Below are 19,168 nucleotides of genomic sequence, written 5' to 3' on the forward strand. Positions count from 1 at the left end.
CACGATTGCTGCCTGCCCACATGGTGCAGGCAGTAGCCAAGCAAGAGATCCGATCATGGGAAAAGTCACTGGCTTTATGGAGTTTGCGCGTATCGACGAGGGCTACGCGCCCGTTGATGAGCGCGTCAAGCATTACAAGGAATTCGTCGTTGGCCTGAACTCGCAGCAGGCCAAGCAACAAGGCGCCCGTTGCATGGACTGCGGCACCCCGTTCTGCAACAACGGCTGCCCGGTCAACAACATCATTCCGGACTTCAACGATCTGGTGTACCGCGCGGATTGGGCAGCAGCCTTCCACGTGCTCGACTCGACCAACAACTTCCCCGAGTTCACGGGCCGCATCTGCCCTGCGCCGTGCGAAGCCGCCTGCGTGCTCAACATCAACAACGACCCGGTGGGCATCAAGTCCATCGAGCACGCCATCATCGACCGTGCCTGGGAAGAAGGCTGGGTGCTGCCCCGCCCGGCCAGCGCCAAGACCGGCAAGAAGGTGGCAGTGATTGGCTCCGGCCCGGCCGGCATGGCGGCGGCGCAACAGCTGGCGCGCGTGGGCCACGATGTGACCCTGTTCGAAAAGAACGACCGCATCGGCGGCCTGCTGCGCTACGGCATTCCTGACTTCAAGCTCGACAAGAGCCATATCGACCGCCGCGCCAAGCAGCTGGAGGCCGAAGGCGTCACCATTCGCACCGGTGTGCTGGTGGCAGGCAAGGATGGCTTGGGCAAGGACAGCAAGGTCACCAACTGGGCCAAGGAAACCGTCTCGCCCGAACAGCTCAAGGCAGAGTTCGATGCCGTGCTGCTGACCGGCGGCTCCGAACAGTCGCGCGACCTGCCCGTGACGGGCCGCGATCTGGACGGCATCCACTTTGCGATGGAGTTTCTGCCCCAGCAGAACAAGATCAACGCGGGCGACAAGCTCAAGGGCCAGCTGCGTGCCGATGGCAAGCACGTCATCGTGATCGGTGGCGGCGACACCGGCAGCGACTGCGTGGGCACCAGCAACCGCCACGGCGCCAAGAGCGTCACCCAGTTCGAGGTGATGCCCATGCCGCCCGAAGAGGAAAACAAGCCGCTGGTCTGGCCCTACTGGCCGATCAAGCTGCGCACCAGCTCCAGCCACGAAGAGGGGGCGGTGCGCGAGTTCGCCATCTCCACCAAGTCGTTCAATGGCGACAAGGGCAAGGTCAAGAGCCTGACCACCGTGCAGGTCGAGTTCAAGGACGGCAAATTGACTGAAGTCAAGGGTACCGAAAAGGAATGGCCTGCTGACCTGGTGCTGCTGGCCATGGGCTTTGTGAACCCGGTCGCCAGCGTGCTCGACGCCTTTGGCGTGGACAAGGACGCACGCGGCAACGCCAAGGCAACGACCGACTTCACCGGAGGCTACGCCACCAATGTGAGCAAGGTGTTTGCCGCTGGCGACATGCGCCGGGGACAGTCGCTGGTGGTCTGGGCGATCCGCGAAGGCCGCCAGGCAGCGCGCGCGGTGGATGAGTTCCTGATGGGAGAAAGCGACCTGCCACGTTGACAGGGTGGGGTGGCCTTCCCGGTCGCCCTTTGGGGTCTCGTGAAAAGGCAACCTGACCGTTTGCCTTGCGCGAAGGCCGCCAGGCAGCGCGCGCGGTGGATGAGTTCCTGATGGGAGAAAGCGACCTGCCACGTTGACAGGGCGGGGAGGCCTTCCCGGTCGCCCTTTTGGGGTTTCGTGAAAAGGCAACCTGACCGGTTGCCTTGTTGATCCACAGCTGTAAAACCAAGCCGCATACCGGAAGGTGTGCGGCTTTTTTGTTGGCAACTGGTAAGCGGTGAGACTGGTTGGTGGTGTACTCCCCCTGAGTAAGGGTGAATTTTGTGCGTTTTGCGTTTACTGGATGTGCGTTGATCTTTTATACTATCTACCAGTATCAGAGAATCTGAACCATGCCCCATTCTGCCGAAGACAAACGCCGTGCCATCACGCGCCTGAACCGCATCCGTGGGCAGGCCGATGCGCTGGCGCGTGCGGTGGAGGCAGGCACCGATTGCGCGCCCATCCTGCAGCAACTGGCTGCGATGCGCGGAGCCGTGCACGGGCTGATGGCCGATCTGCTCGACAGCCATCTGCGCGAGACCATGGCCAAGCAACCGGCGCCGTCGCAGGCCGATATCGAGGAGATGCTGGCGCTGCTGCGCTCGTACTTGAAATGAACAGCCCCTCTGTGGCGCTGTGCGCCTTCCCCCCGCTCTCGCATGGCGGTGCCATGCGGGCAGGGGGCTACAACCTCGGTGCGGGCCGGCGCAGGCCCTTCCTCGCTGCCTCGCAACTTGGGCATCGTCCCTGTCATGCATATCTGTCATCAATCGTTTGACCTACAAGGAGTCCACCCATGAAATCCCGCGCCGCTGTTGCCTTCAAAGCCGGAGAGCCCCTGCAGATCGTCGAGATCGACGTTGCGCCGCCCCAGGCGGGCGAGGTGCTGGTCAAGATTACCCACACCGGCGTCTGCCACACCGATGCCTTCACGCTGAGCGGCGATGATCCCGAAGGCATCTTCCCCGCAGTGCTCGGCCATGAAGGCGCAGGCATCGTGGTGGAAGTGGGCGAGGGCGTGACCAGCGTCAAGCCCGGCGACCATGTGATTCCGCTCTACACCGCCGAATGCGGTGAATGCCTGTTCTGCAAGAGCGGCAAAACCAACCTGTGCACCGCCGTGCGCGCCACCCAGGGCAAGGGTGTGATGCCCGATGGCACCACGCGCTTCTCGTACAACGGCGAGCCCATCTACCACTACATGGGCTGCTCCACGTTCAGCGAGTACACGGTGGTGGCTGCCGTGTCGCTGGCCAAGATCAACCCCGATGCCAACCCCGAGCAGGTGTGCCTGCTGGGCTGCGGCGTCACCACGGGCCTGGGCGCCGTCAAGAACACTGCCAAGGTGCAGGAAGGCGACACGGTGGCCGTGTTTGGCCTGGGGGGTATTGGCCTCGCAGTCATTCAGGGCGCCAAGCTGGCCAAGGCCGGCCGCATCATCGCCATCGATACCAACCCTGGCAAGTTCGAGCTGGCCCGCACCTTTGGCGCGACCGACTGCGTCAACCCCAAGGACCATGACAAGCCGATCCAGCAGGTGATCGTCGAGATGACCGGCTGGGGCGTCGACCACAGCTTTGAATGCATTGGCAATGTCCACGTCATGCGGGCCGCGCTCGAATGCGCGCACCGTGGCTGGGGCCAGAGCGTCATCATCGGCGTGGCAGGCAGTGGGCAGGAGATTTCGACCCGCCCCTTCCAGCTGGTGACCGGCCGCAAGTGGATGGGCACGGCCTTTGGCGGCGTCAAGGGCCGCTCGCAGCTGCCAGGCATGGTCGAAGACGCCATGGCGGGCAAGATCCAGCTGGCGCCATTCGTCACCCACACCATGGGCCTGGCCAAGATCAACGAGGCGTTCGACCTGATGCATGAAGGCAAGTCGATCCGCTCGGTCGTCAATTACGCGGAATAAAACCTCGCCGCACGCAATCGGCCCGCAAGCCCGACAATGGCGGGCTGATTGCTTTATTGCGGCAGCCGCCGCGCCCTTGTCTCCATGTCCTTCTCCTCACTCGGCCTTGCGCCATCGCTCGCCCATGCCGCCCAATCGCAGGGGCTGATTGCGCCCACGGCCATCCAGCAGCAAACCATCCCGGCCATTCTGGACGGGGGCGACCTGCTGGCCTGCGCGCCCACAGGATCGGGCAAGACCGCCGCCTACGTGCTGCCGCTGTTGCAAGCCTGGATGCTGAGCGACGCGGGCGACAGACCCGGGGCGCGTGAAACCCAGGCCCTGGTTCTGGTGCCCACGCGCGAACTGGCCACGCAGGTGGCCGAGCTGGTCTATTTTGTGGGTGAGGCACTGGGGCGCCGCCCCAAGGTGGCGGTGCTCACGGGTGGCGTATCCATCAATCCGCAACTGCTGGCCCTGCGGGGGGGCGTGGACATGGTGATTGCCACCCCCGGGCGCCTGCTGGATGTGGTGGATCACAGCAAACTGCGGCTGGACACCATTCGCACCCTCGTGTTGGACGAGGCCGACCGCCTGATGGACCTGGGCTTTGCCGACGAACTGAACCGGGTGCTGGCCCTGGTGCCTGCCAAAGCGCAGCGCCAGACCTTGCTGCTGTCGGCCACGTTTGCCCCTGCCGTGCAGGCCCTCGTGCCGCAGTTGCTGCGCGACGGCCACGCGCGGGTCGAGATCGCATCCACCCACCTGGAAGACGCCACCATTGAGCAGCGCGCGCTGTACGTGGATGCCGCCAAGCGCACGCCGGTGCTGCGCGATCTGATCGAGCAGTACAAGGGCCAGCGCATGCTGGTGTTCGTGGCCAGCCGCTACAGCGCAGAGCACGTGGCCAACAAACTGTACGACCGGGGCATCAACGCCACGGCCTTCCATGGCGAGCTGAGCCAGGGCGCACGCCAGCAGGTGCTGCAGGAGTTTCGCAGCAGCCAGTGGCAGGTGCTGATCACCACCGATCTGGCTGCGCGCGGCATCCATGTCGATGCGCTGCCGCTGGTCGTCAATTACGACCTGCCGCGCTCGCCGACCGATTACACCCACCGCATCGGCCGCACCGGCCGCGCGGGGCTGAGCGGCCTGGCCATCAGCCTGGTCACGCCCGCAAGCCTTGCGCACTGGAAGCTGATTGCCAAACGCAATGCGCTCGCTGTGGAACTGGAGCAGCTGCCCGCTTATCCAGTGACCGAGCCCGAGCCCACGCTCCAGCCGCAGGAAGATGGAAACAACGGCGGCATCAAAGGCAAGCGCATGAGCAAGAAAGACAAGCTGCGCGCCGCAGCCCAGCAGGCAGGCATACCTGCGGCCAGCCCCGGCTCATCGACGCAGTGAACTGAAAAGGATTTCCATGGCTGACGCCGCCTCTACCCTCAAGCTCAACGCCGCCCACGCCTCTTTTGGAGGGGCGCAACGCTTCTACGAGCACTACTCCAGCGAGACGGGCCTGGTGATGAAGTTCTCCATCTATCTGCCGCCCAAGGCAGTCGAGGGCGAAAAGGTGCCTGTGCTGCTGTACCTGGCAGGGCTCACCTGCACCGAAGAAACCTTCATGATCAAAGCTGCAGCGCAGCGCCTGGCTGCCGAGCTGAATGTGGCTCTGCTGACGTGTGACACCAGCCCGCGTGGCGCGGGTCTGCCTGGCGAATCCGAGAGTTGGGATTTTGGCGTGGGCGCCGGTTTCTACCTTGATGCCACGGCCAAGCCCTGGGCACTGCACTGGCGCATGGAAAGCTACATCCTCCATGACCTGCTGCCGCTGGTGGGCGCCAGGCTGCCCGTTGATCTGGCTCGCCTGGGTATCTTTGGCCACAGCATGGGAGGCCACGGCGCGCTGACGCTGGCGCTGCGCCATCCCGGGGTGTTCAAATCGGTCTCCGCCTTTGCGCCCATTGCCAACCCTATTAACTGCCCCTGGGGCCAGAAAGCCTTTGCGGGCTACCTGGGCGACAACAAAGCGGCCTGGGTGCAGCACGACGCTACCGAGCTGATGGCCGCGCAATCACAGGCGCCGTATCCAGCAGGCATCCTGATCGACCAGGGCCTGGCCGACAAGTTTCTGCTCGAAAAGCAGTTGCTGCCCGAAGCCTTCGAGGCCGCCTGCGCCAAGGCAGGGCAGCCGCTCACGCTGCGCCGCCACCCGGGCTATGACCACGGCTACTACTTCATCCAGACATTCATAGATGAGCATCTGCGCTTTCACGCGCGCCAGCTGTAAGAGCGTGCTTTCTGGTGGTGGCAGTGGCCGTCTCTGGGTTGCTTGCGCGTTCTAACAAGGTAGAGGGCAAGCCGCACATCAAGTGCTGCGCGGCGATCCCACCTCATAGGCGCGCAGGTTTCTGTCACCAATCCCCAGCGCAGGCCATGCGGCGCGCCAGGCCTGGATGTGGCTGGAGGCGAAATGTGCATCCAGGGCGGGCTGGTCGCTCCACAGCTCCTTCACATGGATCAGGCCCGGCTCCAGCACGTCTTCGCCATAGCTGTATTCCAGACACCCGGCTTCGGCACGCGAGGCCTGCACCATCGCCCGCATCGCAGGTCTGGCGCGTTCCAGATTGGCGGAGGGCAGTCGAACGGTGCCAACAATCAACAGCATGGGGTTTCCTTTCGGAGAAACGGGTCAAAAGAACGATTGGCGGGCTCGGGAGGGTTGCAGGCCAGCGCCGATGCTGCCGTTAGCGCATCCAGTCTGGCACCTGGGTTTCCAGCAGCTGGGGCACGGTGTCGGCTGCTGTCCACAGCACTGCCAGCTGCTCCCATTCGGCGGCCCAGCGCTGGGCATCTTCGCGGCCCATGCCAATGACGAGAAAGCCCGGCTCGGCGGGCCAGCCGTTGGCAGGGTGCTGGGCCACGGTGGGTAGTGCAGCGTAGCCTGCGGCACCGAGGGCACGGCCCAGCTGGGCATGGCGCTCGATGTTTTCGTCCTTTTCCAGCAATTCGCCCATGGGGTTGAAGGCGGTGATGAGGCACGCGCAATCGGTCTGGTGCTGCTGGTAGATAGCCGCGAGCGCAGGCTGGGGCTGGCCCACCTGCAAGCCAAAGGGCGCCTGGTGCAGCACGTGGTAGTGGGTTTCTTCAAAGGCCTTGCGCAGAGCGGGCGAGAGGGTCGTCATAGTTTTGATGGCCGGTGGCGCTTGTTGGATAAGCACTGGCGGCGTATTCCATTGAAAATCGAGGCAGGGGCCACTCTGGGCAGCCATCGTAGCGGCTAGGCGACGTCCGACTAGCCCATCAGAGTTTTTTACAAAGGTGACACGAAATTCGTGTGATCGGAGACAATACCTGCTTCGTCCGCACTTGGTATCTTGTCCACAACAAGCCAAGTGCTCTTATTTTGTCTTTCTCTTTACGTTGTTAGACACCATGAAAAAACGTTCCTTCGTTGCCACCCTGGCGCTGTCTGCCCTGCTTGCCGCTTGCAGCAAGAATGAAGCTCCCAAGCCTGCGGCAGAAACGCCGGCGCCAGCGCCTGCACCGGCAGCCGCTGTGGCTTCCAAGCTGGTGGTGGGCCTGGACGACAACTTCCCGCCCATGGGTTTCCGTGACGAGAAGAACGAAATCGTGGGTTTTGACATCGACATGGCCCGCGAAGCGGCCAAGCGCGCGGGCATCGAAGTGGAGTTCAAGCCCATCGACTGGAACGCCAAGGAAGCCGAGTTGCTGGGCAAGCGCGTGGATGCGCTGTGGAACGGCCTGACGATTCTGGAAGAGCGCAAGGAAAAAATCCTGTTCACCGATCCGTACATGGTCAACAAGCAGATCATCATCGTGAAGGCTGGCTCGCCCATCAAGACCAAGGCCGACATGGCTGGCAAGGTGGTAGGCGCCCAGGAAGGCTCCAGTGCCGTGACGGCGATGGAAAAGGACAAGGAACTGTCGTCCAAGTTCAAGGAAACCAAGCTGTTTGGCGACAACATTGCCGCGCTGATGGACGTGGAAGCCGGCCGCCTGGATGTGGTGGTGGTGGACGAAGTGGTGGGCCGCTATCTGGTCAACAAGAAGCCTGACAACTATGTGGTGCTGGCGGACGACTTTGGCACCGAAGACTACGGCGTGGGCTTCCGCAAGGATGACGAGGCCACCCGCAACAAGATCAACGACGTGCTGGGCGAGATGAAGAAGGACGGCAAGGCCGAAGAGATCGCCAAGAAGTGGTTTGGCGCGGACGTGATCAAGCGCTGATAGCGGATTGCAGGGCGCATATTGCGCCCTGTTGGTGCAAGAAATCTGCAAAAAACATGGCTGGTAGCGCACGGTCATATTGATTTTTTTGGCATGAAGGCCATTGAAATTCAATGTGGATGAGCGCCACCAGCTCTCTTTTTGATAGAAGTGTGCGGTGGCAGATGTGCCGCACACCGTCAGGCATCCGGCGCGCAAGGCAGGGCGCCACCTGAAGGCAAGCGATGGATTATGTAATTTCACTTCTGGGGCCGCTGTCCAACGGCGCCCTGGTGACTCTCAAGCTGTTTGTCATCACCCTGGTGCTGTCGGTGCCGCTGGGTCTGGCACTGGCGCTGGCGCGCATCTCGCGCTTCAAATGGCTCTCGCGTCTGGTCGAGGGCTATATCTGGCTGATGCGCGGCACGCCCTTGATGCTGCAGTTGCTGTTCATCTATTTCGCGCTGCCTTTCGTGCCGGTGATCGGCGTTCGCCTGCCTGACTTTCCTGCGGCCGTGGTGGCGTTTGCGCTCAATTACGCAGCCTACTTTGCCGAAATCTTCCGCGCCGGCATCCAAAGCGTGGACCGTGGCCAGTACGAAGGCGCCAAGGTGCTGGGTCTGTCGTATGGGCAGACCATGCGCCGCATCGTGCTGCCGCAGATGATTCGCACCATCCTGCCGCCGGTCAGCAACGAAACCATCACCCTGGTCAAGGACACGTCGCTGATCTACGTGCTGGCGCTGAACGACCTGCTGCGCGCCGCGCGCGGCATCGTGCAGCGCGATTTCACCACCACGCCCTTCGTGGTGGCTGCGGCCTTCTACCTGATCATGACCCTGGTACTGACCTGGGGCTTCAACCGTTTGGAGAAACGCTATGCCAAGTACGACGCTTGATTTCACCCAGGCGGGCGTCATGGTGCAGGCCCGCAATATTCGCAAGGCCTTCAGCGGTACTGAGGTGCTCAAGGGCGTGTCGCTCGATATCCACAAGGGCGAGGTCGTGGCGGTGATCGGGCCGTCGGGCTCGGGCAAGAGCACATTCCTGCGCTGCCTCAATCACCTGGAGGTGATCGATTCCGGCTCCGTCGTGGTGGGCGGCGCTACCCTGGTGCAGAACAATGCCCAGGGCGTGGCGCAGTATGCCCCCGATGCCGAACTGCGCGCCATTCTGCGTCGCATGGGCATGGTATTTCAGTCGTTCAACCTCTTCCCGCACCTGACGGTGCTGGAAAACATCATCGAGGCGCCGATGATCGTCAAGGGCCTGACGCGCGACCAGATCATGCCCAAGGCGCAGGAGTTGCTGCGCAAGGTGGGACTGTCGGAAAAGGCCGATGCCTACCCCGCCCGCCTGTCGGGTGGCCAGAAGCAGCGCGTGGCCATTGCGCGCGCGCTGGCCATGGAGCCGGACATCATGCTGTTCGACGAGCCGACTTCCGCGCTGGACCCCGAGCTGACCGGCGAAGTGCTGCGCACCATGCGCGAGCTGGCCGAAGAGCACATGACCATGCTGGTGGTCACGCACGAAATGGGCTTTGCCCGGGAAGTGGCCAATACCGTGGTTTTCATGGACCAGGGCGAGCTGATCGAGGCCAAGCAGGCAAGAGCCTTTTTTGAGGAATGCAGCCATCCACGCATCCGGTCCTTCCTGGAAAACATGCTCTGAGCACTCCGAAAGACACGTTCCAGCGCGCAGAAATGCATTGCTGGATTGCTGGTGTTGACCGCAAGCGCCCACCTGTTGGGCGCTTTTGCTATTGAAAATCTAGCTTTTGTTCCTTCGGCCAGTGGGTAGAAGGGCAGAGCTGTCGCACTGCAGCAAATCATGCAATGGGCACATCAATAGCCTGTGACTGCAAGGGGCCTCCACGGGTAAAGCGGTAATGTGATGCTATAAATACATGCATGAATGTTTGTTGCAAATGTTGCTGTCAGAAGGCCACTGTGTTCACGATCTGACTACAAAGAGCACGACGGCGATCACGTATGATGACAAAGCCGGTCGTATCCGGTTTTTTCTATGCCATCTACTGATTCCACACCACTCGCAGAGTTACGCAATGTCACCTTTGGATATGGTGACCGCACCATTCTGCGCGATGTGTCGCTGACGATTCCGCGTGGCAAGGTGACGGCGCTGATGGGCGCGTCAGGTGGTGGGAAGACCACCATCTTGCGGCTCATTGGCGGACAGGTGCGAGCACAGTCAGGTGAGGTGCTGGTGGGTGGGCAGGATGTGGGGGCGATGAGCCAGGCACAGCTGTATGCAGCGCGGCGCCGCATGGGCATGCTGTTCCAGTTTGGCGCGCTGTTCACCGACATGAGTGTGTTCGAAAACGTAGCGTTTCCGCTGCGTGAGCACACCGATCTGGCGGAACCGTTGATCCGCGACATTGTGCTGATGAAACTGCAGGCCGTGGGCCTGCGTGGTGCGCGCGACCTGATGCCCTCGCAGATATCGGGTGGCATGGCGCGGCGCGTGGCGCTGGCCCGGGCGATCGCGCTCGATCCTGAATTCATCATGTATGACGAGCCCTTTGCCGGGCTGGACCCGATTTCGCTGGGCACCTCGGCGCAGCTGATCCGCGAACTCAACGACGCCATGGGATTGACGACCATCATTGTTTCGCACGATGTCGAAGAGACGTTCAAGCTGGCCGATCAGGTGATCATCCTGGGCCCGGGCGTGGTTGCTGCGCAAGGATCGCCCGATGAAGTCAGGGCCAGCACCGATCCGCTGGTGCACCAGTTTGTGGGCGCTCTGCCGCAGGGGCCGGTGCCTTTTCACGTTCCAGGCCCCAGCATGGAAGAGGATTTTGGCGCGGCCGGCATAGGCGCGGCCGGCTCAGGTGCGGCCGCCAGGAAAGGAGGCCGCTGATGCGTTGGTGGCACCCTTCCGATATTGGTTTTGCACTGCGCAGCAAGGCTGTGGGCGTGGGCCAGGCCACACGGCTGCTGCTGCGCCTGGTGGGCGCGCTGGGCTACGTACTCAAGCGCCCGGCGCTGCTGCGCGACCAGATTCACTTTCTGGGCAATTATTCGCTCGCCATCATCGGCGTGTCGGGCCTCTTTGTGGGTTTTGTGCTGGGCCTGCAAGGCTATTACATCCTGCAGCGCTACGGCTCGACCGAAGCCGTGGGCATGATGGTGGCTTTGACGCTGCTGCGCGAGCTTGGGCCGGTGGTCACCGCCTTGCTGTTTGCCGGGCGGGCAGGCACGGCGCTCACCGCCGAAATCGGTTTGATGAAAGCGGGCGAGCAGCTGTCTGCCATGGAGATGATGGCAGTCGACCCGGTGGAGCGCATCCTGGCGCCGCGCTTTTGGGCGGGCCTCATCACCATGCCTTTGCTGGCTGCCGTGTTCAGTGCGGTGGGTGTGATTGGTGGCTGGATCGTGGGTGTGCTGATGCTCAACATTGATGGTGGCGCTTTCTGGGGCCAGATGCAGAACGGCGTTGATGTGCTCACCGATCTGGGCAATGGCGTCATCAAGAGCTTTGTGTTTGGTGTGACGGTGACCTTTGTGGCGCTGCTGCAGGGCTTTGTGGCCAAGCCGACGCCAGAGGGCGTCTCGCGCGCCACCACCCGCACGGTGGTGATGGCATCGTTGGCGGTGCTGGCGCTGGATTTCCTGCTCACCGCAACCATGTTCAGCATTTGATGCTATAGAAAATAGAGTGACAAGAAACGGATTTGCATATGCAACCCTCTAAAACCGATTTTTGGGTCGGCCTGTTCGTGATGCTGGGAGCTGCCGCGCTGGTGTTTCTGGCGCTCAAGGCGGGCAATCTGCTGACCCTGGATTTCAGCAAAGGCTATGAGGTCACTGCCCGCTTCGATAACATTGGCGGCCTCAAGCCGCAGGCGGCGGTGCGCAGCGCTGGTGTCAAGGTCGGCAAGGTCAAGAACATCACGTTCAACGACAAGACCTTCCAGGCCGATGTACACCTGGAGCTGAACAACGGCTATGCCTTCCCCAAGGACAGCTCGTTCAAGATCCTGACCAGCGGCCTGCTGGGCGACCAGTATGTGGGCGTGGAGCCCGGCTATGACGAGAAAACCCTCGCTGCCGGTGACACCATCACTAACACCCAGTCGGCCGTGGTGCTGGAAAATCTGATTGGCCAGTTCCTGTATGGCAAGGCCTCGGAAGGCGCGAGCGCCAAGCCGCAAGAATGATCCTAGAGATAACAAGAGAACAACGATGACCAAGACGCAACCCCGATTTGGCGCTCGCCGCAGCTGGCTGATGGCCGGGGCGCTGGGCGCCAGCGCCCTGATGGCCGGCTGTGCCACCGGCCCCAACGCCGACCCGCGTGATCCGCTGGAGCCCTACAACCGTGCAGTGTTCAAGTTCAACGATGCGCTGGACAACGCGGTGCTGGAGCCTGTGGCTACCGGCTACAAGGACATCGCGCCCAAGCCCGTGCGCACGGCCGTGACCAACTTCTTTGCCAACCTGGGCGATCTGTGGTCCGTCGTCAACAATGCATTGCAGCTCAAGGGCGAAGGCACCTACAACAGCGTGGTGCGCTTTACCACCAACACGGTGTTTGGCCTTGGCGGCCTGATCGATATCGCCTCGGACATGGACATCGAGCGCCGCAAGCAGGACTTTGGCCTGACCATGGCGCATTACGGCATGCCTGCGGGCGCCTACATCGTCTGGCCGCTGATCGGCCCTTCGTCGGTGCGCGATTCGGTAGGCTTTGTCGTGGACTGGCAAGGCGATCCTGTGGGCTACGTCAACGACATAGGCGCACGCAACTCCATTTATGCGTTGCGTGTAGTCAACACCCGCGCCAACCTGCTGGGCACCACTTCGCTGGTCGAGGCGGCGGCGCTCGACAAGTACAGCTTCACCCGCGATGCCTATCTGCAGCTGCGCCAGCGCGCCGCTACGCCTGACGAGGTGGAGGACGAGACGCAGTGGATGAACGAATCCGCGGCCGAACCCACGCCGATGGGCAAGGTGTTCAAGAAGTAAGACATAAAGATTTACACCAGACACAAGCCGGATTGAACTTCTCCGCCGGCGTTCGCGTCAAAAATGCATTCGTCTGCACTTGCAGAGGGCTGCTTGAAAGGAATGGACATGATGAATCGTCGCGCATGGGTGCAATACTCTGCCGCATGGGCTGCGGTGGCGTGCCTCGCAGGAGCGCCGCTGGCTGCAAGCGCCGCCGATATGGCACCCGACGCCATGATCAGGCAACTGTCTGAACAGGTGCTGAACACCCTGAAGACCGACCAGAGCATTCGCGCAGGCGATGTGAGCAAGATCACCTCCTACGTCGACAGCGTGGTGATGCCCAATGTGGATTTCCGCCGCATGATGGCCTCTGCTGTCGGCCCCAAGTGGCGCACTGCCACGGCGGCCCAGCAGCAGCAGTTGCAGGACGAGTTCAAGAAGCTCATGGTCAACACCTATGCAGGCGCTCTGCACCAGGTGAGCGACCAGACCATCAGCGTCAAGCCCGTTCGCATGCAGGAGGGCGACAAGGAAGTGGTGGTGCGCTCCGAAATCCTGGGCCGTGGCGACCCGATCCAGCTCGACTACCGTCTGGAGAAGACGCCCGGTCAAGGCATGGGCTGGAAAATCTACAACCTGAACGTGCTGGGCATCTGGATGGTGGAGACCTACCGCAACCAGTTCCAGCAGGAGCTGAACAAGCCCGGCGGCAGCATCCAGACGCTGATTGACTCCATCGTGGCCCGCAACACGGCCAACGCAGGCAAGTAAGCCATGACCGCGCTGCGCCTGCCATCCACCCTTACCAATGCCCAGGCCACCGCCTGCCTGCAGCAATTGCAGGCCGGTCTGGCACAGCTGCCCGCGGGCAGCCCTGCGGTGGTGGATGCCAGCGCGCTCGCGGTCTTTGATTCTGCGGCGCTTGCCGTATTGCTGGAATGCAGGCGCACCGCGCTGGCCGCAGGCCAGGTTTTTCAGGTTGCGGGCCTGCCAGCGGCCGCTGCATCGCTGGCGCGCCTGTATGGTGTCGACGCCATGCTGCAGGCTGCATAGCACCGCTGCAGGTTGTGCGCAAAGCGCCCCTGTTGCATCTTTCTCCCCAGTTCAGCAGCCCGCGCGCGCTGCGCCTACAATGGCTGGCTCATGTCCGCCATCGCCTTCCAATCCGTCTCCAAGGTCTACCAGACTTCCAAGGGTCCTTTCCAGGCATTGAATAACGTCAACCTCGATATCGAGGAAGGCGAATTCTTTGGCCTGCTCGGCCCCAATGGTGCTGGCAAGACGACCATGATCAGCATTCTGGCGGGCCTGGCCCGCGCCAGCGGCGGCTCCGTCAAGGTGCTCGGCAGCGATGTGCGGGAGGACTATGCCAATGCCCGCCGCAAGCTGGGCATCGTGCCGCAGGAGCTGGTGTTCGATCCCTTCTTCAACGTGCGCGAGTCGCTGCGCATCCAGTCCGGCTACTTCGGCGTCAAAAACAACGATGCCTGGATTGACGAGTTGCTGGAGAGTCTGGGCCTTGCCGACAAGGCCAATGCCAACATGCGCCAGCTCTCGGGCGGCATGAAGCGCCGCGTGCTGGTGGCGCAGGCGCTGGTGCACAAACCGCCTATCATCGTGCTCGACGAGCCCACGGCAGGCGTGGATGTGGAATTGCGCCAGACGCTGTGGCAGTTTGTCAGCAAGCTCAACAAGCAGGGCCATACGGTGCTGCTCACCACCCATTACCTGGAAGAGGCCGAGGCCCTGTGCAACCGCATCGCCATGCTGCGCTCGGGCCATATCGTTGCGCTCTCCACCATGGCCGAACTGCTGCAGGGCGGCTCGTCCAACGTGCTGCAGTTCAAGACGGATGCGCTGCTGCCTGCCGATCTGGCGGCGCAGGCCCGTATCACCGGCCGCATCGTGCAGTTACCGGCTGCGAGCGCGACGGATGTGGAGCGCATCCTGGCGCAGTTGCGCAGTGTGGGCGTGCCCGTGGAAGACCTGGAAATCCGCCGCGCGGACCTGGAGGATGTGTTCTTGCAAGTGATGTCCCGCGATGCCGCCGCCCCCCACGCCACCGCCCAACTGGGCCAGGGAGTGGCACGATGAACGGCTGGCAAACCCTGTTCTACAAAGAGGTGCTGCGCTTTTGGAAGGTGAGCTTCCAGACCATTGCGGCGCCGGTGCTGACGGCTGTGCTGTACCTGCTGATCTTCGGCCATGTGCTGCAAGGGCGGGTGACGGTGTTCAACGATGTCAGCTATACCGCGTTCCTGGTGCCCGGCCTCGTGATGATGAGCCTGCTGCAGAACGCATTTGCCAACAGCTCGTCGAGCCTCGTGCAAAGCAAGATCATGGGCAGCCTGGTGTTCGTGCTGCTCACGCCACTGTCGCACTGGGGCTGGTTCTTTGCCTTTGTGGGCGCGGCCGTGGTGCGCGGCCTGGCGGTGGGTGTGGGCGTGTACGTGGTTACCTTGTTCTTTGCGCCGCCGCATTTTGCATCGCTGCCCTGGGCTTTGCTGTTTGCGGTGCTGGGTGCTGCGCTCATGGGCACCCTGGGCCTGATTGCCGGGCTGTGGGCCGACAAGTTCGACCAGATGGCCGCGTTCCAGAACTTCGTCATCGTGCCGATGACCTTCCTCTCGGGCGTGTTCTACTCCATCCAGTCACTGCCACCGTTCTGGCAAAAGGTCAGCCACCTCAACCCGTTCTTCTACATGATCGACGGTTTCCGCTACGGCTTTTTTGGCCAGAGCGATACCTCGCCGTGGCTGAGCCTGGGTATTGTGGGCGTGGCATGGCTGCTGGTGAGCGCACTGGCCGTGCATCTGCTGCGCACGGGCTACAAAATCAGAAACTGAAATGACTGCTGACGAACTCCAAAACATCATTGCCGCGGGCCTGGCCTGCGACCATATCGCGCTGGAAGGCGATGGCCGCCACTGGTTTGCCACCATTGTTTCGCCTGCGTTCGAAGGCAAGCGTCTGATCCAGCGCCACCAGTTGGTCTACGCCACGCTGGGCCAGAAAATGCATACCGACGAGGTGCATGCCCTGTCGATGAAGACCCTCACGCCCGCCGAGTGGGCGGCGCAATCGGCTTGATACTATTGTTTTGATAGCTGCTGGCGCGCATCTATCATGCGCTAATGGCTGATTCCATTCAAAACCAGCAGCGAAAGTGCTTCCATGGACAAGAACACCATGATCACCCTGGCCCTCTCCAAGGGCCGCATCTTTGACGAAACCCTGCCCCTGCTGGCCGCCGCTGGCATCGAGGTGCTGGAAGACCCGGAAAAGTCGCGCAAGCTGATTTTTCCCACCACGCAGCCCGATGTGCAGGTGGTGCTGGTGCGCGCCACCGATGTGCCCACCTACGTGCAGTATGGCGGCGCCGATGCCGGTGTGACCGGCAAGGACACCTTGCTGGAGCACGGCGGCAGCGGCCTGTTCCAGCCGTTGGATCTGCAGATTGCCAAGTGCCGCGTGAGCGTGGCCGTGCGCAACGATTTTGACTACGAGCAGGCCGTCAAGCGGGGCGCCCGCCTGCGCGTGGCCACCAAGTACACCGAGATCGCGCGCGAGTTCTTTGCCAACAAGGGCGTGCACGTCGACCTGATCAAGCTCTACGGCAGCATGGAGCTGGCGCCGCTCACGGGCCTGGCTGACGCCATCGTCGATCTGGTGAGCACCGGCAACACACTCAAGGCCAACAACCTCAAGGAGGTTGAACACATCATCGATATCAGCTCGCATCTGGTAGTCAACCAGGCCGCGCTCAAGCTCAAGCAGCAGCGCCTGCGCCATATCATTGATGTGTTTGCAGCAGGCATTGCCAAAAACAACTGATTCCTCTCTCGGCCATCCGGTCGATTGCCGTCTTCGCTGCATCTCGATGCGCCAGACATGGAAAATGATGGACTTCATACCCTGGTGATTACTATGGAATTCGTAGCTGCTCCCGCCCGCCTATCAACTGCTAGCGCCACTTTTGAGCATGATTTTGCGCAGCGCCTGCATTGGTCGGCCGATACGGATGCAGCCATCGAGCAGCGTGTGGCAGACATCCTGGCTGATGTGCAAAAGCGCGGTGATGCGGCCGTGCTGGAATACACCGCCCGCTTCGACGGCCTGCAGGCCGATGGCATGGCCGCGCTCGAACTCAGGCAGGACGAACTCAAGGCGGCTTTCGACAGCCTGCCTGCCGGGCAGCGCGAAGCCCTGGAATCGGCTGCACGCCGCGTGCGCAGCTACCACGAGGCGCAGAAAAAGGCCAACGGCGAAAGCTGGAGCTACCGCGATGAAGACGGCACGCTGCTGGGCCAGAAAGTCACCCCGCTGGACCGCGTGGGCATCTACGTGCCGGGTGGCAAGGCGGCTTATCCCTCCAGCGTGCTGATGAACGCCATCCCTGCCCATGTGGCGGGCGTGCAGGACATCATCATGGTCGTGCCAACGCCCAAAGGCGAAAAGAATGCGCTGGTGCTGGCTGCCGCCTATGTGGCGGGAGTGCATCGCGCCTTCACCATCGGCGGCGCCCAGGCAGTGGCAGCGCTGGCCTACGGCACCGCCACCATTCCGAAGGTGGACAAGATCACCGGCCCGGGCAATGCCTATGTGGCCAGCGCCAAGAAGCGCGTGTTCGGCATTGTGGGCATCGACATGATTGCTGGCCCCTCCGAGATTCTGGTGCTGGCCGACGGTACGACGCCGCCCGAGTGGGTGGCGATGGACCTGTTCAGCCAGGCCGAGCACGACGAACTGGCGCAGTCCATTCTGCTGTGCCCCGATGCCGCCTACATCGACGCGGTGCAGCGCGAAATCGACCGCCTGCTGCCCGAGATGCCGCGCAAGGCCATCATCGCCAAGAGCCTGACCGACCGTGGCGCACTGATCCTGACGCGCGATATGGAAGAGGCCTGCGCCATCTCCAACCGCATTGCCCCCGAGCACCTGGAAGTCTCCAGCAGCGACCCGCACCGTTGGGAGCCACTGCTGCGCCACGCAGGCGCCATCTTCCTGGGCGCCTACACCAGCGAAAGCCTGGGCGACTACTGCGCGGGCCCCAACCACGTGCTGCCCACCAGCGGCACGGCACGCTTTTCGTCCCCGCTGGGGGTGTACGACTTCCAAAAGCGCTCCAGCATCATTGAAGTGAGCGAAGCCGGTGCGCAGATTTTGGGCAAAACAGCCGCCGTGCTCGCCTACGGCGAAGGCCTGCAGGGGCACGCCCGCGCGGCGGAGATGCGGCTGAAATAGGCGGAAGAAATATAGAGATATAGAGGCGGAGGCGGCTGTATAGCATGTTGATCAAATCTGTGGATGATCAGAGCAAGCGCACTGAATTGCTAGAGTCGCTGCAGCAATCACCGTTGCTGGATGAGGAACAAAAGCGGTGGCTAGAGAAGGAATTACGAATATTGCGTGCTGGCCGCAGCGGTGAGCGTAATGCGGCGCATTACCTTGACAGGTATTACAAAGACAGCCCGAATTTGGCGGTCATCCATGATCTACGGCTGGAAATGGACGGTGATGTGGCGCAGATCGATCACTTGGTCATTTCGCGCGGCTTCATGTTCTATCTTTTGGAGACCAAAAGTTTCAGCGGCAATCTCCGCATCAATGAACACGGTGAGTTTGAGGTGTCCTACGGCTCCAAGCGATATGGTATCCCGTCACCATTGGAGCAGAGCAAACGACATGAGAAAGTGCTCTCTAAGTGGCTTGAGAGACTTGATATCACAGGACGCTTAGGTAGCAAGCCGCAATTTTTTCATGTGGTGCTGATCGATCCCAAAGGCACAATCAGTCGCCCAGATGCGGCGAAATTCGATGCAGGTCATGTCATCAAGGCAGACCAATTCGACACATGGAGATTGCAGCACGTTGAAAAACGTATTTCTATTGGACAAACCTTGACTGCGATGGCGAATCTACGCTCGGGTAACACTGTGCGCGATTGGGCTGAAAAGCTGGCTCGTCAGCATCGTCCAGCCGATCCATTGAAGCTGCCAGCATTTATGACGCCCAAAACCTCGGCGTCAGCGGCTCCCTTGTCCTATGGGCCGGTATGCATGGTCTGCCAAACGGCGGTGAGTTCTGCGGTGTTCAACTTTTGCCGTGAAAATGCCAAGCGGTTTGGCGAAAACATCTATTGCATTGAACACCAGGGCGCTTTCCCAAAGTTAAAGGCCTCAGTACGTCCCGTGCCTTCTGAAGGGCGTGATGCTCGGCCAGAGCTACCGCGTAAGCGCCTGATTTGCGCAGATTGTGGTGTAGCCATTTCTCGCTCTGAAGGTGTGTTCTGCTGGAACAATGAGATAAGGTTTGGCGGCGTACAGTATTGTCGTACTCATCAATCCAATTATTAATGAGAGCGGCAGAGGCATGAATACTTAAAGTGAAGCTCTCTAAAAAGGAGGGCTTTCAATACTTTTTAGAGTGAGTTTGCGAATGACTTTTGCATCAAATCCAACAGAAAATTCGCCACCAGCTATGGTTTTGCAATAGATT

22 protein-coding genes are annotated in these 19,168 nt (G+C 61.5%); 20 read left to right on the plus strand and 2 right to left on the minus strand.

Going from position 1 to position 19,168, the window contains the following annotated elements; genetic code table 11:
- Window positions 1-55 precede the first annotated feature (55 nt).
- The 5 genes from HNP33_RS07725 (at window position 56) to fghA (ending at window position 5,751) form a co-directional block, all read left to right on the plus strand.
- Window positions 56-1,531, plus strand: coding sequence for a glutamate synthase subunit beta (locus tag HNP33_RS07725; protein WP_184707008.1), 1,476 nt, complete (start codon window positions 56-58; stop codon window positions 1,529-1,531).
- A gap of 392 nt (window positions 1,532-1,923) precedes the next feature.
- Window positions 1,924-2,190 carry a metal/formaldehyde-sensitive transcriptional repressor gene (locus HNP33_RS07730; protein ID WP_184707010.1) on the plus strand — a complete coding sequence of 89 codons (267 nt, stop codon included), beginning with the start codon at window positions 1,924-1,926 and terminating at the stop codon, window positions 2,188-2,190.
- A gap of 179 nt (window positions 2,191-2,369) precedes the next feature.
- On the plus strand, window positions 2,370-3,485 hold the full coding sequence (locus tag HNP33_RS07735; protein ID WP_184707012.1) for an S-(hydroxymethyl)glutathione dehydrogenase/class III alcohol dehydrogenase: 1,116 nt from the start codon (window positions 2,370-2,372) through the stop codon (window positions 3,483-3,485).
- 84 nt (window positions 3,486-3,569) lie between these two features.
- Entirely contained in the window at window positions 3,570-4,868 is a 1,299-nt protein-coding gene (locus tag HNP33_RS07740; protein WP_184707014.1) for a DEAD/DEAH box helicase, read from the plus strand.
- A 16-nt stretch (window positions 4,869-4,884) separates the two neighbouring features.
- Window positions 4,885-5,751 (plus strand): S-formylglutathione hydrolase, encoded by an 867-nt coding sequence (gene fghA / locus HNP33_RS07745; protein WP_184707016.1) that lies wholly within the window; start codon window positions 4,885-4,887, stop codon window positions 5,749-5,751.
- 78 nt (window positions 5,752-5,829) lie between these two features.
- Here fghA and HNP33_RS07750 read toward each other — a convergent pair whose 3' ends face one another.
- Both HNP33_RS07750 and HNP33_RS07755 read right to left on the minus strand, forming a co-directional pair.
- Window positions 5,830-6,129 (minus strand): putative quinol monooxygenase, encoded by a 300-nt coding sequence (locus HNP33_RS07750; RefSeq protein WP_184707018.1) that lies wholly within the window; start codon window positions 6,127-6,129, stop codon window positions 5,830-5,832.
- Between the two features lie 79 nt (window positions 6,130-6,208).
- The gene (locus HNP33_RS07755; protein ID WP_184707020.1) at window positions 6,209-6,646 is read right to left on the minus strand and encodes a DUF3293 domain-containing protein; all 438 of its coding nucleotides are present in this window, start codon (window positions 6,644-6,646) and stop codon (window positions 6,209-6,211) included.
- A gap of 250 nt (window positions 6,647-6,896) precedes the next feature.
- On the opposite strand from HNP33_RS07755, the gene HNP33_RS07760 reads away from it, so the two are divergent.
- The 15 genes from HNP33_RS07760 to HNP33_RS07830 all read left to right on the plus strand — a co-directional run bounded on the left by HNP33_RS07760 (window position 6,897) and on the right by HNP33_RS07830 (window position 19,026).
- A complete protein-coding gene (locus tag HNP33_RS07760) occupies window positions 6,897-7,715 on the plus strand; it encodes an amino acid ABC transporter substrate-binding protein (protein WP_184707022.1) in 819 nt (272 codons plus the stop codon).
- A gap of 224 nt (window positions 7,716-7,939) precedes the next feature.
- Window positions 7,940-8,593, plus strand: coding sequence for an amino acid ABC transporter permease (locus tag HNP33_RS07765; protein ID WP_184707024.1), 654 nt, complete (start codon window positions 7,940-7,942; stop codon window positions 8,591-8,593).
- On the plus strand, window positions 8,574-9,365 hold the full coding sequence (locus HNP33_RS07770; RefSeq protein WP_325064917.1) for an amino acid ABC transporter ATP-binding protein: 792 nt from the start codon (window positions 8,574-8,576) through the stop codon (window positions 9,363-9,365). The genes HNP33_RS07765 and HNP33_RS07770 overlap by 20 nt, the downstream gene beginning before the upstream one ends.
- A gap of 354 nt (window positions 9,366-9,719) precedes the next feature.
- Entirely contained in the window at window positions 9,720-10,577 is an 858-nt protein-coding gene (locus HNP33_RS07775) for an ABC transporter ATP-binding protein (RefSeq protein ID WP_184707026.1), read from the plus strand.
- Window positions 10,577-11,359: a lipid asymmetry maintenance ABC transporter permease subunit MlaE gene (gene mlaE / locus HNP33_RS07780; RefSeq protein WP_184707028.1), complete on the plus strand. Its 783-nt coding sequence runs from the start codon at window positions 10,577-10,579 to the stop codon at window positions 11,357-11,359. The genes HNP33_RS07775 and mlaE overlap by 1 nt, the downstream gene beginning before the upstream one ends.
- 38 nt (window positions 11,360-11,397) lie before the next feature.
- Window positions 11,398-11,877, plus strand: a complete 480-nt coding sequence (mlaD, locus tag HNP33_RS07785) for an outer membrane lipid asymmetry maintenance protein MlaD (RefSeq protein ID WP_184707030.1) — start codon at window positions 11,398-11,400, stop codon at window positions 11,875-11,877.
- Between the two features lie 25 nt (window positions 11,878-11,902).
- A complete protein-coding gene (locus HNP33_RS07790; protein ID WP_233464432.1) occupies window positions 11,903-12,685 on the plus strand; it encodes a VacJ family lipoprotein in 783 nt (260 codons plus the stop codon).
- Window positions 12,686-12,793: 108 nt separating this feature from the next.
- Entirely contained in the window at window positions 12,794-13,441 is a 648-nt protein-coding gene (locus HNP33_RS07795) for an ABC transporter substrate-binding protein (RefSeq protein ID WP_184707032.1), read from the plus strand.
- A 3-nt stretch (window positions 13,442-13,444) separates the two neighbouring features.
- Window positions 13,445-13,723, plus strand: coding sequence for an STAS domain-containing protein (locus tag HNP33_RS07800; protein ID WP_184707034.1), 279 nt, complete (start codon window positions 13,445-13,447; stop codon window positions 13,721-13,723).
- A gap of 90 nt (window positions 13,724-13,813) precedes the next feature.
- Window positions 13,814-14,764 carry an ABC transporter ATP-binding protein gene (locus tag HNP33_RS07805; RefSeq protein ID WP_184707036.1) on the plus strand — a complete coding sequence of 317 codons (951 nt, stop codon included), beginning with the start codon at window positions 13,814-13,816 and terminating at the stop codon, window positions 14,762-14,764.
- Window positions 14,761-15,516, plus strand: coding sequence for an ABC transporter permease (locus HNP33_RS07810; RefSeq protein WP_184707038.1), 756 nt, complete (start codon window positions 14,761-14,763; stop codon window positions 15,514-15,516). The genes HNP33_RS07805 and HNP33_RS07810 overlap by 4 nt, the downstream gene beginning before the upstream one ends.
- A gap of 1 nt (window position 15,517) precedes the next feature.
- Complete coding sequence (locus tag HNP33_RS07815) at window positions 15,518-15,760, plus strand: BolA family protein (protein ID WP_184707040.1); 243 nt, start codon at window positions 15,518-15,520, stop codon at window positions 15,758-15,760.
- Between the two features lie 99 nt (window positions 15,761-15,859).
- Window positions 15,860-16,504 carry an ATP phosphoribosyltransferase gene (hisG, locus tag HNP33_RS07820; protein WP_184707169.1) on the plus strand — a complete coding sequence of 215 codons (645 nt, stop codon included), beginning with the start codon at window positions 15,860-15,862 and terminating at the stop codon, window positions 16,502-16,504.
- 93 nt (window positions 16,505-16,597) lie between these two features.
- Window positions 16,598-17,914, plus strand: a complete 1,317-nt coding sequence (gene hisD / locus HNP33_RS07825) for a histidinol dehydrogenase (protein WP_184707042.1) — start codon at window positions 16,598-16,600, stop codon at window positions 17,912-17,914.
- A gap of 44 nt (window positions 17,915-17,958) precedes the next feature.
- Entirely contained in the window at window positions 17,959-19,026 is a 1,068-nt protein-coding gene (locus HNP33_RS07830; RefSeq protein ID WP_233464434.1) for a nuclease-related domain-containing protein, read from the plus strand.
- Window positions 19,027-19,168 lie beyond the last annotated feature (142 nt).

Source organism: Comamonas odontotermitis, from assembly GCF_014207855.1.
Taxonomy (GTDB): Bacteria; Pseudomonadota; Gammaproteobacteria; order Burkholderiales; family Burkholderiaceae_C; genus Comamonas; species Comamonas odontotermitis_A.

Bases quoted from the DNA above. Each gene is read 5' to 3' on its own strand.
- HNP33_RS07725 (WP_184707008.1), top strand. From the start codon at position 56: ATGGGAAAAGTCACTGGCTTTATGGAGTTTGCGCGTATCGACGAGGGC.
- HNP33_RS07730 (WP_184707010.1), top strand. From the start codon at position 1,924: ATGCCCCATTCTGCCGAAGACAAACGCCGTGCCATCACGCGCCTGAAC.
- HNP33_RS07735 (WP_184707012.1), top strand. From the start codon at position 2,370: ATGAAATCCCGCGCCGCTGTTGCCTTCAAAGCCGGAGAGCCCCTGCAG.
- HNP33_RS07740 (WP_184707014.1), top strand. From the start codon at position 3,570: ATGTCCTTCTCCTCACTCGGCCTTGCGCCATCGCTCGCCCATGCCGCC.
- fghA (WP_184707016.1), top strand. From the start codon at position 4,885: ATGGCTGACGCCGCCTCTACCCTCAAGCTCAACGCCGCCCACGCCTCT.
- HNP33_RS07750 (WP_184707018.1), bottom strand. From the start codon at position 6,129: ATGCTGTTGATTGTTGGCACCGTTCGACTGCCCTCCGCCAATCTGGAA.
- HNP33_RS07755 (WP_184707020.1), bottom strand. From the start codon at position 6,646: ATGACGACCCTCTCGCCCGCTCTGCGCAAGGCCTTTGAAGAAACCCAC.
- HNP33_RS07760 (WP_184707022.1), top strand. From the start codon at position 6,897: ATGAAAAAACGTTCCTTCGTTGCCACCCTGGCGCTGTCTGCCCTGCTT.
- HNP33_RS07765 (WP_184707024.1), top strand. From the start codon at position 7,940: ATGGATTATGTAATTTCACTTCTGGGGCCGCTGTCCAACGGCGCCCTG.
- HNP33_RS07770 (WP_325064917.1), top strand. From the start codon at position 8,574: ATGCCAAGTACGACGCTTGATTTCACCCAGGCGGGCGTCATGGTGCAG.
- HNP33_RS07775 (WP_184707026.1), top strand. From the start codon at position 9,720: ATGCCATCTACTGATTCCACACCACTCGCAGAGTTACGCAATGTCACC.
- mlaE (WP_184707028.1), top strand. From the start codon at position 10,577: ATGCGTTGGTGGCACCCTTCCGATATTGGTTTTGCACTGCGCAGCAAG.
- mlaD (WP_184707030.1), top strand. From the start codon at position 11,398: ATGCAACCCTCTAAAACCGATTTTTGGGTCGGCCTGTTCGTGATGCTG.
- HNP33_RS07790 (WP_233464432.1), top strand. From the start codon at position 11,903: ATGACCAAGACGCAACCCCGATTTGGCGCTCGCCGCAGCTGGCTGATG.
- HNP33_RS07795 (WP_184707032.1), top strand. From the start codon at position 12,794: ATGATGAATCGTCGCGCATGGGTGCAATACTCTGCCGCATGGGCTGCG.
- HNP33_RS07800 (WP_184707034.1), top strand. From the start codon at position 13,445: ATGACCGCGCTGCGCCTGCCATCCACCCTTACCAATGCCCAGGCCACC.
- HNP33_RS07805 (WP_184707036.1), top strand. From the start codon at position 13,814: ATGTCCGCCATCGCCTTCCAATCCGTCTCCAAGGTCTACCAGACTTCC.
- HNP33_RS07810 (WP_184707038.1), top strand. From the start codon at position 14,761: ATGAACGGCTGGCAAACCCTGTTCTACAAAGAGGTGCTGCGCTTTTGG.
- HNP33_RS07815 (WP_184707040.1), top strand. From the start codon at position 15,518: ATGACTGCTGACGAACTCCAAAACATCATTGCCGCGGGCCTGGCCTGC.
- hisG (WP_184707169.1), top strand. From the start codon at position 15,860: ATGATCACCCTGGCCCTCTCCAAGGGCCGCATCTTTGACGAAACCCTG.
- hisD (WP_184707042.1), top strand. From the start codon at position 16,598: ATGGAATTCGTAGCTGCTCCCGCCCGCCTATCAACTGCTAGCGCCACT.
- HNP33_RS07830 (WP_233464434.1), top strand. From the start codon at position 17,959: ATGTTGATCAAATCTGTGGATGATCAGAGCAAGCGCACTGAATTGCTA.